Source organism: Sporosarcina aquimarina (assembly GCF_023715615.1).
In the GTDB taxonomy this organism is placed as follows: Bacteria; Bacillota; Bacilli; order Bacillales_A; family Planococcaceae; genus Sporosarcina; species Sporosarcina aquimarina_A.
Genome location: NZ_JAMBOM010000003.1, coordinates 258601 through 273087, shown reverse-complemented (window position 1 = coordinate 273087; position 14487 = coordinate 258601). Strand labels below are relative to the sequence as shown.

The following is a 14487-nucleotide window of genomic DNA, read 5'->3' as shown; positions in this document are numbered from 1 at the left end:
TCTCTTTGTTGCCTATATCGAAATTCTTTATTTAACCCAATACAGTGTGCAGTCAGAAGTTCTGTCCATAAATCCATACTCAATGAGATATCTTCGAATGGATACATAGTCACCGTAAATTGGTTTTAGGAGTTCGTTTACCTGTTTTTCGGTATAGTTTATACCCTTTTCGAAACGAGTCATAATCTGTTGTAGTAGAATGATTTTACGCTTTTCTTTGCTTGGAAAGGTCTGAATGGGTTGGTCGAATCCATCTTTAAAATAGCTCGCCAATACTTTTTCTTTCTCCTCTGACGTGATGCCATATCGTTTATCCACTTCAACAATTCTCCTTTACTTCAAACCCTAACTGCACAGAGTCTGCAATCTTCCGGTATCCTATTTCTTGATAAATCTTGTTAGATGTTGGGTTCAACATATCTGTGTAGAGCATGCAAAATTGGTATTTGTTTAACAAATCTGCAGAAAAGTCGGCAACGAGTGTTCGAGCATAGCCGTTTCTACGGTGTTCAGGTGGAGTGTAAACGAATGATACGGAGACGCTGTTCTGAGAAGGCCTTGCTTGTTTTGCACAAGCCACAGGAATTCCATGGTCTTCCCACAGGACAATTTCCTGTCGTTGAACAGTACGCTCTACCCATTCCGCTGCTTGTTCAGAGGTCACTTCGGGCATCCTGGTATCTGCTATAAATCCTTGATGCCATTTTTCAAGCAATGGTTTGTCGGACTCTTGGGCAAGCCTGCGTATACCAGGACTTTTCTCGAGTGTTTCATCCACCTTATCCAATCGATATAGACCTTGGTCCATAATGATTTTGGAGGAGTGATGGGTCTTGGCAGTCCATCTATCGGCGAATCGCTCCGCCCATGGTTTCAAACTGATGATGGAAGGAATGGGAATATTATGAGACAGTAAGTAATCAGCTAGTCCATCGATTGCCGAATCCATATGCTGTTCATCCGTAAAAATCATGTTGAGCGGAAAAGGTGGCGTCATTTGGAACAACGCAATCACGTTGCCTTCCAGTTCTGCGGTTGCCATGAATGGTTCTTCCATCATGCCTGCTTTGATGGACTGTAAGACACCATTGAATAGGCTAAAAACATCTTCATTTTCTGATAAAATCGGTTCCACTTTGGCGGAAAAAGCGAATGGATCGTCAAAGTTCACTATTTTCATAGAGACACCCCTTCTCGTAATGAATTGAGTATACGCATAGAAGGGAGAATTTTCAATCACTTAATATGAAAATTCTTGCAAATTAGATAGAAGTGCGATGAGGGCTTAGGGAAGCGAGTGCAAGGGTACAGAAAGCATAAAAGGAACGACCAAGGAGGCGGATTGTATGGCGGAAAGAAAGCCAGTGGTTGCGATAGCGGGAGCAAGCGGGTATATCGGGCATAACTTGCTAGAGTGTTTAAAAGGGAAAGCGACGGTTATTGGATTATCCCGAAATGGTGGACGACTCAAGGATACTGAGGATGTGAAGTGGCGCTCGTGTGATTTGTTTTCAATGAAGGATGCAGAAAAAGGATTAGAGGGCGCAGACATTGCAGTATATCTAGTTCACTCGATGATGAAATCTGCAAAACTGACGCAAGGAAACTTTGAAGATATGGATGTGATTTTGGCGGATAATTTTGCGCAAGCTGCAAAGCGTCAAGGCATTCAGCAAATCGTCTATTTGAGCGGAATGATTCCAGAGGAGCACGAGTCGAAACTGTCCCAGCACTTGAGGAGTCGATTAGAAGTAGAACGTATATTACGTGCATATGATGTTCCAGTGACTGCACTCCGAGCGGGTTTAATTGTCGGGCCAAAAGGTTCTTCGTTTCCAATCCTATCCAAGCTGGTGAAACGATTGCCAATCATGATCCTACCGAAGTGGACGAACACAAAAACACAGCCTGTCGCTTTGAAAGACGTATTGACAGCATTGACCTCTATAATTATGGACTTTGACTTGAAAGATCGTTCAATTGATGTGGGTGGACCAGATGTGATGACGTATCGAACGATGATGAAAGCGACTGCAGGTGTGATGGGGAAGAATCCTAAGATGCTTAATGTTCCATTTTTCTCATTAACCCTTTCGAGATTATGGCTTAGACTTATAACAAATACTCCAAAAGAGATGGTTTATCCACTTGTGGAAAGCTTGAAGCATCCGATGGTTATCCACAAGAATCATACTGTAGAAGGGATTAGTGCGGGACAAACTGCGTTTAGAGAAGCTGCTCAAATCGCGATGGATGCAGAGGCTAAGAAAGACAAACGATCCACAGCTCTTTTACCTTCATTAGGTACACTGAAGCGAGACGTCCGTTCTGTCCAGCGGATTGAATTGCCAAATGGATGGACGGCGGATGAAGTTGCGCGTTATTACGTAAAATGGTTAGAGACGTTCTTGAATCCATGGGTCCAAACGACGGTAGATAGCGATTTGAATTGTAGAATTGGCCTTGTTGGAAATCGCACACTCCTAGAATTATCGTATTCGGGAGAACGTAGTACCGAAGATCGCGCGCTGTACTACATAACAGGTGGATTCTTGCTGGATGATCAAGCGAATGAGCGAGGGCGGATGGAGTTCCGTAAAATACCTGGGGCGAGTGAAGCGATAATTGCAATTCACGATTACTTGCCATCGCTTCCTTGGTTTGTGTACTACTTCACGCAAGCGAATATGCACGCGTTTGTCATGAGTGCATTCAGAAAACATATGCACTGGTTGAGCGTCAGTGAACGTGATCGTCAGTACGTTAGAAACTTAACAGTTGAAGATACTCAATAAATTCCTACTGCCCACATCGTCTATTGATGGAGTGGGTCGTTTTAGTGTGGATGGAAATGATGAATCGGTAATATGGGTGCTAGAATCGGCAAAGACCCGTGAGTAATCGGAAATATGGAAAGAACAATTGGCAGGATCAAGACACTAATCAGTAATATGGAGGAATTAATCGGAAACGGGACACAATTCAACTGGTTTAAAACTATAAAGGGAAGTACTTTAGCTGCTATCTAAGTCAAATAGCCGCAAATTCACAGTAAAACAAAAAACGCACCCAGAGTGAGGATGCGTTTTGTCTAACACTTATACAAATGTTGTGATTTTCTCAAGTGGCAGACGCGTCGAGCCATATGCAGGCGCAGCTGCTTTTCCAAGTGCAATTAGCACGAGTGGAACGTAACGATCTTCCAAGTTAAATTCTTTAGCAAATTGAGCTTTATCGAAACCACCCATTGGGACCGTGTCATAGCCTTTCGCTTTTGCAATTAACATCAATTGCATCGAAACGAGTCCAGCGTCAAACGCGGCAATCGTCAAACGAGCGTCTGTTGGAGCGCTCGGGTAAAGGGCTTTGGCATTATCGATTAGTCGTTGGACATTCACTTCATCGATATTGCCCGCTTTCAAATTTGATAAATAGATCTCATCGATATTGTGATACATTTCTGTATCACCGATCACAGCGATGATGGCAGAAGACGTTTCCATTTGCTCTTGGTTGAATGAGAACTCTTTAATTTTCTTTTTAGCTTGGTCGTCTTGGATGACGATGAAACGCCAAGGCTGTAAGTTGCTTGAAGAAGGGGCAAGTGTTGCTTCTTGTAGCATTTCCTTAATTACTTCAGGTGCGATCTGATATTCCGAGTCGAATTTCCGGACGGATTTACGTGCGTGAATGACTTCTGATAGTGGTGCGAATAGTTCTGTCAAATGAAAAACTCCTTTGTGGAAAAATGTGAATTAAGCTTACCAATAGTAAGTAAGAAACTCAGCTTACTATTGGTAATCTTGTTTGTCAACTATGACTGTGGTAAAGTGGAATTAACTTAAGAATAGGGGTTTTGATGATGAAAAAAACCGACGAACTTATTCAATCTACACAACAAAACGGCCAAGTAGCTTGTGATAGTTTTCACGCGACTATAGAATTTATCGGAAAACGATGGATGGGAATCATCATTTATCATCTATTGGACGGACCGAAACGTTACCATGAATTAGCAACGGAAATTGAAGGCATTTCAGACCGTCTGCTGACAGAGCGATTGAAAGAATTGGAAGCCCACGGTTTTGCAGTGAAGAGAACGCTACCGTCGTCCCGTAAAGTTGAATATGAGCTAACGGAACAAGGAATTGCATTCGATCCAATCATCCGCACGATTTTGACGTGGGTGAAAGCGAATGGCAAGTGTACGCAGTTGAAAGCAGAAAACGAATCTTAAAGTTGGAAGGATGTATGAATGATGACATTTGAAGATATTTTACCGCGACTAAAAGCAGGCGACAAAGTTATTCGGAATGGATGGGGCGGCGTAGAGCTTTATGTGAAACTGGTTGAAGCTGAATCGTTGGATGGGGAAAAGATGAATCCCTATTTCGTTATTAATGTAACAGGTGAGGGCTACACGATGTTTACACCGACAGTATGCGATTTGTTAGCGGAAGACTGGGCAATCGTAGAATAAGTACATACAAAAGCTCATGAGCAATCATGGGCTTTTTGAATGGAGGAATTCAAAATGGTACAAAGAGAATTTGCGGGGAAAACGGTGTTCATCACAGGTGCGGCTTCAGGGATCGGCTATGCTCAAGCACTTGCATTTCTAGAGCGAGGGGCATCAGTCTACGCATTAGATATGGATGAAAAAGGGCTGAAAAAGTTAGCAAGCGCACATACAGAACACTTCCGATATAGCAAAGGAAGTGTGAGTAATCAAACTGATGTTACAGAGGCGGTAAGTCAGGCAATCGATTCTTTCAATCACGTCGATATTCTGTGCAATACAGCAGGTGTGCTCGATGGATTTGCTAAAACGTTAGATACGGATGAAGCATTGTGGGATCGAATCATGAGCACGAATGTAAAAGGGATGTTCTTCGTAACGAATGCAGTTTTGCCACATATGCTCGAGAAAAAATCAGGAGTGCTGGTGAATATGGCTTCCATCGCAGGACTCGTTGGCGGTGGTGGCGGTGCAGCGTATACCGCTTCCAAACATGCGGTGGTGGGGTATACAAAACAAGTTGATCTCGACTATTGTCGGGAAGGAATTCGGGCGAATGCAATTGCACCAGGTGCGATTCAAACGGCCATGACCGCGGCTGATTTTGATGGGGATGGAAAAATAGCTGAATGGGTTGCAGAGGAAACACCTGCAGGTCGCTGGGCGCAACCAGAAGAAGTTGCCAAGTTGACGCTCTACTTAGCAGGAGATGCTTCCGATTATATTCATGGAACGGTCATTCCGATTGATGGTGGCTGGACGGCGAAGTAACCATTTTCAGGATGAATGAATTCTGCTATACTAGGCAAGCAGGTTTTCAGCTTGCACTGCGACACTTTTTGACGAAGCATTCGGCTTCTTCTTCCTTTGGTCGCAGTTATTACTAAAACAGCACTTTTGCTGTTTTACAAAGGAGGACTATACATGACCTTACTCGCAAAAGAGCGTCCGCGGATTGCGGTCGGAGAGCTTGCGAAAATGGCGGTAGTGGCGGGACTATATGTCGCTGTCACGCTTACGCTTGCAGTCATCAGTTTCGGTGCAGTCCAGTTAAGGCTTTCGGAGATGTTCAACTACTTGGCGTTGTTTCACAAGCGATATATTATCGCTGTGACAGCAGGAGTGGTACTCGCGAACTTCTTCTCGCCAACTTGGTTTCTAGACGTACCGATTGGCGGAGTGGCCACGTTTCTCGTGCTGCTCGTTAGCCGGGCTGCTACAAAAAAGCTGAAGTCAGACAAAATGAAGTTTGTCTGGACTGCCGTAATTTTCGCTGTTTCCATGTTCACCGTTGCAGGACAGTTGACCATATTGTACGGTGCGCCGTTTTGGATCACATGGTTCACGGTAGGCGCTGGCGAACTGTTGTCAATGACCGTCGGCGGCAGTATCATGCTCGCTTTAGCGAAAAAAATAGATTTCACAAAATGAAAGAACGCATCCCGATTCTACAGGGATGCGTTCTTTATTAATTAATTTTGAATAGAACTAGTTTGTAAATACATACATGGGTGTACTGGTTTCTTCTGGTTCAAAGCCAAGAGACTCATAAAATCCAACCGCTTTTGGATAAGAAACGAGTACTTTCGTGTGCATATCGTGATACTTCTCCAACATCATTTTCATAATCTCTTTACCTACACCTTGCCCTTGATAGTCTGGGTCTGTAAGAACGTAATGGAAATAGACTGCCATCGATCCATCAGACATTGCATTCGCAAGTCCAATCAGACGGCCGCTATCCCATGCAGTTGCAACAGAGTGAGAGTTAATAATGGCGTTGTATAAGTCATTTGGATGGGAAGCAGACTCCCATTCAACAGACAGAAATAATTGTTGGATATTTTCTTTCGTTAGCAAATCTGTTTTATATGTATATGTGATCGACATCAGTGAATTCCTCCTTCAGCAAGTATCGAATAAGTACCTCGTATTCCAGAAGCACCTATCCCGCTAGTTATTCCTATATCCTACTTCAGAACAACTTAACCCACCTTTAAAAGAAACTAGCAGATGTTCTTAAGAAAATTGCTTGTTCAAGTTAGCCATTTCAATTGCAGAGACCGCTGCATCCCAGCCTTTGTTGCCAGCTTTCGTACCTGCGCGTTCGATCGATTGCTCAATAGAGTCCGTTGTCAGCACGCCAAAGATAACGGGAATCCCAGATTGCATTCCAGCTGCTGCGACACCTTTAGCAGTTTCGTTGCAAACATAGTCAAAGTGAGGGGTTGCTCCACGAATAACAGTTCCAAGTGTGATGACCGCATCGTATTTACCGGAGTCAGCCATCTTTTTAGCGATCATCGGTATTTCAAAAGCACCTGGTACCCATGCTAGATCGATGTCTTCTTCAGAAACACCATGGCGTCTGCATGCATCTTGTGCTGCGGAAAGTAGCTTGCTTGTGATGAATTCATTAAACCGACCGACTACAATTCCAATTTTTAATCCTGTACCAACTAAATGACCTTCATATACAGTTCCCATTTTAACTGCCTCCTATAGGGTCAATAAATGACCGAGTTTTTCTACTTTCGTTTCCATATATCGTTTGTTTTCAGGAAGCGCAGGGAGCTCGATTGGAACACGTTCCGTGATCGTGAGCCCATACTCCACTAATCCATCCAACTTTCTAGGGTTATTCGTCAGCAATCTCACTTCTGTAATCCCTAAGTCTTGCAAGATCTGTGCGCTGAGTCCGTAGTCGCGCAAGTCGTCAGGGAAACCGAGTGCTGCATTTGCTTCGACGGTGTCCAACCCTTGCTCCTGCAATTCGTAAGCTTTCAACTTGTTAATGAGTCCGATTCCGCGCCCTTCTTGCCGCATGTAAAGCAGGACGCCGCGCCCCGCGTCTTCAATCTGTTGCAAAGCTGCGTGAAGTTGTGGGCCACAGTCACATCTAGTAGAACCGAAAATATCCCCAGTCAAGCATTCAGAATGGACTCTGACTAGTACAGGTTCATCACCCGTTAGATCTCCTTTAATAAGAGCGACGTGCTCATTACCTGTCATTTTTTCGGTATAGCCAATCATCTTAAATAAACCGCTTGACGTCGGTAATCTGACTTGAGCTTCACGAGTGATCAGTGTTTCATTCGCAAGGCGGTAATGCACAAGATCTTCGATACTGATCAATTTCAACCCTTCTGAATCTGCTAGCTCACGCAATTCAGGAACCCTAGCCATTGAACCATCTTCACTCATAATTTCGCAAATGACCGCAGCAGGTGCACTTTCTGCAAGTCTAGCTAAATCGACGGCAGCCTCGGTGTGGCCGACTCGGCTGAGCACTCCATTATTTTGTGCGATTAGCGGAAAGACGTGACCTGGTTGCTTAAAGTCACTTGGTATTGCTTGTAGCTCAAGCATTTTTAAAATCGTTTCCGAACGTTCGACGGCACTAATACCAGTATGGGATTCTGCGTGATCGATACTCACTGTGAATGCCGTTCCGTGTGCATCCGTATTGTGTACAGTCATCATCGGTAGGCCGAGTTGGGCCGCTTTCGATTCAGTAATCGGCGTACAGATGAGTCCGCGTCCTTTTGTTGCCATGAAGTTGATCATCTCAGGGCTTGCGTGTTCTGCTAGGCAGATGAAGTCGCCTTCGTTTTCGCGGTTTTCATCATCCACAACAATAATCGGTTTCCCGACTTTTAAGTCTTGAATCGCTTCTTCGATCGTATCAAACATTAGGAAACACCCTTTCTTTACAAAAATCCGTTTTGCTGTAAAAAGTCCTTGTTCAAAGGTTGTTTAGCAGAAGGAGTTTGTTTCTGTAGCATGTTAAACATGTATTTTGCGAGCATGTCAAACTCCACATTGACGCGGTCTCCCGGTTTACGCTGCGCAAGAACCGTTGTTTTTTGAGTGTGTGGGATGAGCGAAATCGAGATGCTTTCATCACCCACGTCAAAAATTGTTAAAGACGTCCCGTCAAGAGCAATCGAGCCTTTCGGAAGCACGTAGTTTAATCCGCCAGGCGGGAGTGATAACTGCATGACAAGCGAATTCTCGATGTGCTGACATTTTTGGACAATCGCAGTTTCGTCGACATGACCGGAAACAAAATGACCGCCCAAACGACTATCAGCGCGAAGAGCACGTTCCAAATTTACTAAAGTACCAGCTTTCGCGTTATGTAACGACGTCGTTCGAAACGTTTCGGGCATCACGTCTGCGGTAAACTGGCCATTCGTAAATGATGTAACGGTCAGACATGTGCCGTTAACGGCGATACTGTCTCCTAAACAGACATCCTTCAGTATTTCTGCAGCTGCCACAGTAAGTTCTAACGATTGACCTGACGAACGGACTGTTCTTACAGTCCCGATTTCCTCAATGATCCCTGTAAACATTAGAATCACTTCCTTTTGGTACAGCCGTTACCTTTAAATCTGGACCGAGCTGTTCCGTTTTTACAAAAACAAAATCTTTTGCATCACTCATCAAGGCAGGACTTTCCCCGCCTATTGGAGTGAGGGAATCTGCACCGCCTAGTAATCTTGGAGCAATGTACGAAATGATCCGATCGACAGTATCCGCTTGTAAAAAAGAAGCATTTATCGAGGATCCTCCTTCTACAAGAAGGGTCATGATGCCACGCGCGCCCAGTTTATCTAATACAGCAGATACTGCAATGGCAGGCTCATTCATACGAAAGACTTCGACGTGATCATACGGCAAGAAATTCACTTCGCGTTTTTTTGAAGCCGCGCAGCCGCAAAAAATCCAGGTAGGGGCGTCGGTGTTTTGAATGACCTGACTAGAAACAGGTATAGATAAATGTGTATCTAAAATAACTCGAATAGGGTGAAGTCCACCTTGGGGCAATCTGGTGGTGAGAAGGGGATTGTCGTGAAGAATCGTTTTGCTTCCGGTTAAAATGGCATCATGGACATGGCGAAGACGATGGACGTCAAGTCGAGATTGCTCGCTTGTCACCCATTTGCTATGTCCTGAAAATGCTGCGATTTTACCGTCTAATGTCATAGCTGTTTTTAACGTTACATGAGGTTGTTTGGTTTGTATAAAGTGAAAAAAAGGTTGATATAATTCTTGTGCGAAATCCCGACAAATACCGGTTTGCACATCGATCCCTGCTTTTTGAAGCCGCTTGATTCCAGAACCTGCAACTAGTGGGTTTGGATCTAAAGCCGAAACGTAGACACGAGAGATGCTTGCTTGCAAAATTGCATCTGTGCATGGCGTCGTTTTTCCGGTATGCGAACAAGGTTCAAGCGTGACGTACAAATCGGCGCCAACAGATTCTTTGCCTGCCATATCTATTGCAACCCGCTCTGCATGGCGTTCACCTGCACGCAAATGAGCACCCATTCCGACAATCCTTCCATGGTTCACAACAACGGAACCGACTGGTGGATTCGGCGAGGTTTGACCTACCGCACCTTGCGCAAGTGAAAAAGCGATTTGCATATAGTGTTCAATTTCCAACGATAACAACACTCCTGAATTATAGATTCCTCATGTAACAAAAAAAGCTCCGCAACAGATGTGCGGGGCTGGGTAAGCATGACAAAATAAGCGTCTGTCAAACGAAAAATTTGAAAAACGCACCATTCCTTCTCCCATCCAGACTTTAACTGTCGGCCTTGGAGTTTCACCAAATCCACCGTCTACAAAAAATGCAGCCGGGTCACGGACTAAGAGCAATAGTAGCTCATCACCGCCGGTAGGGAATTTCACCCTGCCCCGAAGGAATATTATTCGATTGTCTCAAAGTCTAGCACAGCTATTAGTAAGCGTGCAACTCACAAGTTAGAGATTATACGAGCAAGTCTTTCCATCCACCAGAGAAGAAATCTACTGCTACAAGGGATCCAAGACACAGTACATACACTCCGATTGGAAGAACTAGTGCCGTTACGATTTGCTTACCCGTAACATGCATTTTTCTATTCGCGATCACACGGTCTACAGAAAAAAATAGTAGCGATGCGACAAGTCCATATGCTGAAAACACTAATCCAAAACTTGCATGGAGTAATCCAGAAAGAACAAATTCTGCATGATCGAATTTTACTTTTTTACAAACGAAAACGGAAATATTCTCGCTGATAATTGAACAGATAATACCGTAAAGAAGTACGACGGGGATGCCGTATAGGAGATAGCCTGAAATACTAACAAACACGGATTCGAAGTAATTAGAGACGGACGTGATGGGTTCTCCGAAAGGATTGGGCATGAAGAAGCCAATCAATATGAAAAACAGCACTCCTGATATAGAAGCGGATAGGATTTTTCTTGTTAACATGATGAGTCCTCCCTGATTGGACACTGAGACAGGCACGAAGTTCAAAATGATCTTAACAAAACGCTTTAGCTGTGGAGATTATTGAATACTATCCATCGCTTGTCGAATGCTTGAGAATGTTAAAAGTTGCTGATCCGAAAGGCGCTCACTTACTAATGACTGAGCCACTTTGGGAGATATACCAGTGACATATAATTGAGTTCCCATTAGTTTCAAGACATCCTGAATGGCTAATAAACTTGTTAGTGGGGACTCGTGATTCCAGACTAATCCTGTAATGTCGATGATGATATGATCTACTTCATGGTGTTGAACAAATTCACTAAGTTTTTGTGTTAATAAGTTGAATCGTTGAGGACTCATTTCCCCAATAAGGGAAACAGCAGCAAGATTGTCTTGAATCATCATGATGGGAAGCATCAATTGTTCGATTTCACTGTCTTTATTAGATAGTTCATCTCGTTGTTTATATTCAACTGATACGTTCGTTTGGGTACCGATGAAGAACAAATGATCTTCAATTTGAAGGGGAGTCACAGAAAGCCGGTTCCAGAAATCAGTACCATCTTTTTTATAGTTTTTTAGGGTGATGGTAATTGGCTTTTGGTCCTGGATGGCATCACGGAGTTGTTTGACTGCTAGTGGATTGGTATCTTCGCCTTGAAGAAATCGACAATTCCGACCTAGTGTCTCAGTTAATGGATAACCTGTCATCGATTCGAAAGTGCGATTAGCATAGATAATCGGATTGTCTGGTTGAGAAGGGTCTGTGACTAAAGTAGCCACTCGACTGCCATCTAACATAGCTTCTAATAGTTGGTTCTGTACAGATTGATCCAATTTTTTCATTTGCTACACGTCCTGTCCTATTTAGAATTCTGTCTATCATTAATTTAGCATAAGATAGGAAGTAATCTATCAAAAAAATCATGTTTTTACCGCTTCATATTGGTAACCTAACAACTTATAGTTTTGCCTTTGGTACATTTCTCTTGGAGTATCTTCACCGTCAGCGACCAAAACGACTAGTTTATTTGGGAACCGATCCATCAACCATCGCTGTAATTGACTTCCGACACCTTTATGTCTCATTTTTTCTAACACGTGTAGCCCATCTATCTCCACGGTCTGTGCTTGAATGATTAAATCAACTGAACCAGCTACTTCCTCATCGAAGTATGCAATAAGCTGCAGAAAATCAGGATTCGAGAAGTTCTTTTTATGTTGCAATTGTTTTTGTGCTGCAAACTCTTTCCCGAATTGCTCATCAATTGTTCGCTGTAAGTGAAGGAATTCTTCGAGATTGGATGCAGTCACTGGTAGAACTTTAATTGCTGAAGATAGAGACGTTACAGGAAAATCCTTTGGAGAGAGTGCATATAATTCTAGAAAACCGATTTCATAGTCCTCGCGGTTTAAATAGGCCGTCAATTCTTTTGAAATGGGTTCATCCTGAGGAAATGTGAATTTCAGATGGTGCTGACCGCGTGCTGAGTGATAGTTTTTCAATTCATGTTCTGCCTTTTTAAACTCACTAACAATGGGCATCTTTTTAAATTCTATAAAATTACTATCATAATAGAGTGGCATATCGGGTAGATGAAAATGGTTATATGTATCTGTAATTATCGCTATAACACCAGCGTTATAAATATCTTCGAATGTAACACGATTCATAGGTAATCCCTCCTTCTGTTATCCTATCATACATTTAAGAGATGGGATTTACTTTTCTGAACATTGAGATTGACGTATTTATTAGACAAGAATATACTAACATTATTACTACTTTGTAACGCAAGGTAGTTATTTTTTACGTAGCTACCTTGCAAGGCAACATACTGGATGGAGAGTGGTCGTATGTCAGTTAGAAGTGAGTTATTAAAAGGAATTCTAGATGGTTGTGTGCTTGCGGTTATTGAAAAAGAGACAGTTTATGGCTACGAGCTCTCCGCCAAGTTGCAACAACTCGGACTCGATGATGTGAGTGAAGGCACCATTTACCCCGTGTTGTTGAGGTTACAGAAAAATAATTGGATCACAGGGGAAATGCGTGCATCTGAGTCTGGCCCGCGCAGAAAATACTACACATTGACGGAAGAGGGCAAGGAGGCATTGGCGTTCATTCGAAGTGAGTGGGGGAAACTTGCGATGCCAGTAAACGCATTATTGAAAGGAGAGACTGACGGTGGTGACGACTAAGGAATTGATCCAAGAAAACAATGAAAAGCGGGAACAGTTGACCGAGGAAAACGAACAGTACTATACCAATATGCTCGTATACATCCGATCTAAATTCTTACTGTCAGAACGGGCAACGGAAGAGTTACTGATGGAAATGCTTGAGCATCTTTTGGAGGGTCAAAAGGATGGTAAGAGTGCAGAAAATATATTTGGTGGAGATCCAAGAGCTTATGCAGACGAAGTGATTGCACAAATGCCAAAAGAGAAGAAGAAAAACCAACTGTTGTTTGGAATCCAGCTGATATTCAGCGTATTAGGCTGGATGGTCATCGCTCGTGGTGCTATTTTAGGCGTACTGTCGTTTATCAAACCAGTGGATGAGCATCTATATCTTGCTTCAACAGCAGCTATGGTAGCAGCAGTACTCATGATGACTGCAGTCGGGGTGCTACTTCTTATAAACGTGGTGAACAAAACGGCATTTGAAGAGAAGAAAAGCACTTGGAAAGTGGCTATTGTTGGAGGAGTATCTGGAGTACTGGTTTTCGGACTCTTCATGGGGATTGCATTCTTCTTTAAAGAGAGAGGTCCTGCAATTGAATTTCCATGGGTAGCTTCTTTACTAGTAGGTTTTGTGATGTTATTACTGAGTCAATGGATTGCTCGGAAAAATGAAGCAACTGCTTGATGGAAACGAAACCGTATAGACTTGCAATCCGTAGTATAGATAGAATTCCAGAACGGATTAGGGGGTTTTTAATATGGATGAAAGCTATTTTGTTGGGTGGGGCACGCTCGCGCTGATCAATGCAGTATTGGCACAAGGAAAAAACCGATCGGGGTTCAATTGGTTCTTGCTTTCACTAGTACTTGGTCCAGTGGCCACATTCTTTTTAGCTCTATCGGAGAAGAGATAACCTATACCAAACGCAGGCCATTGGGTGCTGAGTTTTTTATATGGGTAAATTCATTGCTTTAAAATACCCTTGTAGGTATATTAAAAGAAATAGAAAACAACAGGAGGCGTTTCAGATGAGTTGGATTATAATCTTACTAATTGTGGCATTCTTTGTATGGCGTATGAAACCAGCAAAAGGAATTCGTACGCTATCCACAACTGAAGTTAAGGCTTTAACGAAAGATAAGTCGAAGCAATTTGTAGATGTTCGAACACCTGGAGAATACAAAGGTCGCCACGTCAAAGAATTTAAAAATATTCCCCTTAACGATTTAGGAAAGCGTATGAGTGAGTTGGACAAAAGCAAAGAAACGTATGTGATTTGCCAAAGTGGAATGCGTAGCGCCCGCGCAGCAGGAATGCTGAAAAAAGCAGGATTTACTGATGTCATCAATGTCAAAGGCGGAATGTCCGCTTGGCAGTAACAGAAGAAATATGATACCCAATCACAAACCGACATATTTTGTAGTGGAGTTTTCTTTTTAGGTAAAGAAGCGCTACAAAATGTCGGATTAAAGATTATTTCCCCGGAAATAATAGAATGTTGGA

Annotated in this window: 20 protein-coding genes and 1 riboswitch; of the genes, 9 read left to right on the top strand and 11 right to left on the bottom strand. The window is 43.0% G+C overall.

All coding sequences use genetic code 11. The features are described 5' to 3' along the window. Positions 1–27 precede the first annotated feature (27 nt). The gene (locus M3197_RS10880; protein WP_251661496.1) at positions 28–318 is read right to left on the bottom strand and encodes a DUF2087 domain-containing protein; all 291 of its coding nucleotides are present in this window, start codon (positions 316–318) and stop codon (positions 28–30) included. Position 319: 1 nt separating this feature from the next. Further along, positions 320–1180, bottom strand: a complete 861-nt coding sequence (locus M3197_RS10875) for a GNAT family N-acetyltransferase (RefSeq protein ID WP_251661494.1) — start codon at positions 1178–1180, stop codon at positions 320–322. 166 nt (positions 1181–1346) lie between these two features. On the opposite strand from M3197_RS10875, the gene M3197_RS10870 reads away from it, so the two are divergent. Then, positions 1347–2795: an NAD(P)H-binding protein gene (locus tag M3197_RS10870; RefSeq protein WP_251661492.1), complete on the top strand. Its 1449-nt coding sequence runs from the start codon at positions 1347–1349 to the stop codon at positions 2793–2795. Positions 2796–3098: 303 nt separating this feature from the next. Here M3197_RS10870 and M3197_RS10865 read toward each other — a convergent pair whose 3' ends face one another. Further along, positions 3099–3725 (bottom strand): nitroreductase family protein, encoded by a 627-nt coding sequence (locus M3197_RS10865; RefSeq protein WP_251661490.1) that lies wholly within the window; start codon positions 3723–3725, stop codon positions 3099–3101. Positions 3726–3862: 137 nt separating this feature from the next. Here M3197_RS10865 and M3197_RS10860 point away from each other — a divergent pair, with 137 nt between their 5' ends. From M3197_RS10860 to M3197_RS10845, 4 genes are all read left to right on the top strand, one after another. Further along, positions 3863–4237 carry a winged helix-turn-helix transcriptional regulator gene (locus tag M3197_RS10860; RefSeq protein WP_251661488.1) on the top strand — a complete coding sequence of 125 codons (375 nt, stop codon included), beginning with the start codon at positions 3863–3865 and terminating at the stop codon, positions 4235–4237. A gap of 21 nt (positions 4238–4258) precedes the next feature. Beyond that, entirely contained in the window at positions 4259–4480 is a 222-nt protein-coding gene (locus M3197_RS10855; protein WP_251661658.1) for a DUF2829 domain-containing protein, read from the top strand. A 54-nt stretch (positions 4481–4534) separates the two neighbouring features. After that, complete coding sequence (locus tag M3197_RS10850) at positions 4535–5290, top strand: 3-oxoacyl-ACP reductase (RefSeq protein WP_251661485.1); 756 nt, start codon at positions 4535–4537, stop codon at positions 5288–5290. Between the two features lie 153 nt (positions 5291–5443). Beyond that, positions 5444–5950, top strand: coding sequence for a QueT transporter family protein (locus M3197_RS10845; RefSeq protein ID WP_251661483.1), 507 nt, complete (start codon positions 5444–5446; stop codon positions 5948–5950). Positions 5951–6007: 57 nt separating this feature from the next. Here M3197_RS10845 and M3197_RS10840 read toward each other — a convergent pair whose 3' ends face one another. The 8 genes from M3197_RS10840 to M3197_RS10805 all read right to left on the bottom strand — a co-directional run bounded on the left by M3197_RS10840 (position 6008) and on the right by M3197_RS10805 (position 12473). Continuing rightward, positions 6008–6409, bottom strand: a complete 402-nt coding sequence (locus tag M3197_RS10840) for a GNAT family N-acetyltransferase (protein WP_251661480.1) — start codon at positions 6407–6409, stop codon at positions 6008–6010. A gap of 129 nt (positions 6410–6538) precedes the next feature. Continuing rightward, entirely contained in the window at positions 6539–7006 is a 468-nt protein-coding gene (gene ribH / locus M3197_RS10835) for a 6,7-dimethyl-8-ribityllumazine synthase (RefSeq protein ID WP_251661478.1), read from the bottom strand. Positions 7007–7018: 12 nt separating this feature from the next. Then, entirely contained in the window at positions 7019–8212 is a 1194-nt protein-coding gene (locus M3197_RS10830; protein ID WP_251661476.1) for a bifunctional 3,4-dihydroxy-2-butanone-4-phosphate synthase/GTP cyclohydrolase II, read from the bottom strand. 17 nt (positions 8213–8229) lie between these two features. Beyond that, positions 8230–8877 carry a riboflavin synthase gene (gene ribE / locus M3197_RS10825; protein ID WP_251661474.1) on the bottom strand — a complete coding sequence of 216 codons (648 nt, stop codon included), beginning with the start codon at positions 8875–8877 and terminating at the stop codon, positions 8230–8232. After that, the gene (gene ribD, locus M3197_RS10820) at positions 8858–9973 is read right to left on the bottom strand and encodes a bifunctional diaminohydroxyphosphoribosylaminopyrimidine deaminase/5-amino-6-(5-phosphoribosylamino)uracil reductase RibD (protein ID WP_251661472.1); all 1116 of its coding nucleotides are present in this window, start codon (positions 9971–9973) and stop codon (positions 8858–8860) included. The genes ribE and ribD overlap by 20 nt, the downstream gene beginning before the upstream one ends. Positions 9974–10095: 122 nt before the next feature. Next, positions 10096–10243: riboswitch (FMN riboswitch) on the bottom strand. A 61-nt stretch (positions 10244–10304) separates the two neighbouring features. Further along, entirely contained in the window at positions 10305–10796 is a 492-nt protein-coding gene (locus tag M3197_RS10815) for a hypothetical protein (RefSeq protein WP_251661470.1), read from the bottom strand. A gap of 78 nt (positions 10797–10874) precedes the next feature. After that, positions 10875–11645 (bottom strand): YtvA family blue-light photoreceptor, encoded by a 771-nt coding sequence (ytvA, locus tag M3197_RS10810; protein WP_251661468.1) that lies wholly within the window; start codon positions 11643–11645, stop codon positions 10875–10877. 78 nt (positions 11646–11723) lie between these two features. Beyond that, positions 11724–12473 (bottom strand): GNAT family N-acetyltransferase, encoded by a 750-nt coding sequence (locus M3197_RS10805; protein WP_251661465.1) that lies wholly within the window; start codon positions 12471–12473, stop codon positions 11724–11726. A 183-nt stretch (positions 12474–12656) separates the two neighbouring features. On the opposite strand from M3197_RS10805, the gene M3197_RS10800 reads away from it, so the two are divergent. The 4 genes from M3197_RS10800 to M3197_RS10785 all read left to right on the top strand — a co-directional run bounded on the left by M3197_RS10800 (position 12657) and on the right by M3197_RS10785 (position 14363). Then, positions 12657–12998, top strand: coding sequence for a PadR family transcriptional regulator (locus tag M3197_RS10800; RefSeq protein WP_251661463.1), 342 nt, complete (start codon positions 12657–12659; stop codon positions 12996–12998). Continuing rightward, positions 12985–13668 carry a DUF1129 family protein gene (locus tag M3197_RS10795; protein WP_251661461.1) on the top strand — a complete coding sequence of 228 codons (684 nt, stop codon included), beginning with the start codon at positions 12985–12987 and terminating at the stop codon, positions 13666–13668. The genes M3197_RS10800 and M3197_RS10795 overlap by 14 nt, the downstream gene beginning before the upstream one ends. Positions 13669–13741: 73 nt before the next feature. Beyond that, complete coding sequence (locus tag M3197_RS10790) at positions 13742–13897, top strand: hypothetical protein (RefSeq protein ID WP_251661459.1); 156 nt, start codon at positions 13742–13744, stop codon at positions 13895–13897. A gap of 115 nt (positions 13898–14012) precedes the next feature. Continuing rightward, a complete protein-coding gene (locus M3197_RS10785) occupies positions 14013–14363 on the top strand; it encodes a rhodanese-like domain-containing protein (RefSeq protein ID WP_185736841.1) in 351 nt (116 codons plus the stop codon). Positions 14364–14487 lie beyond the last annotated feature (124 nt).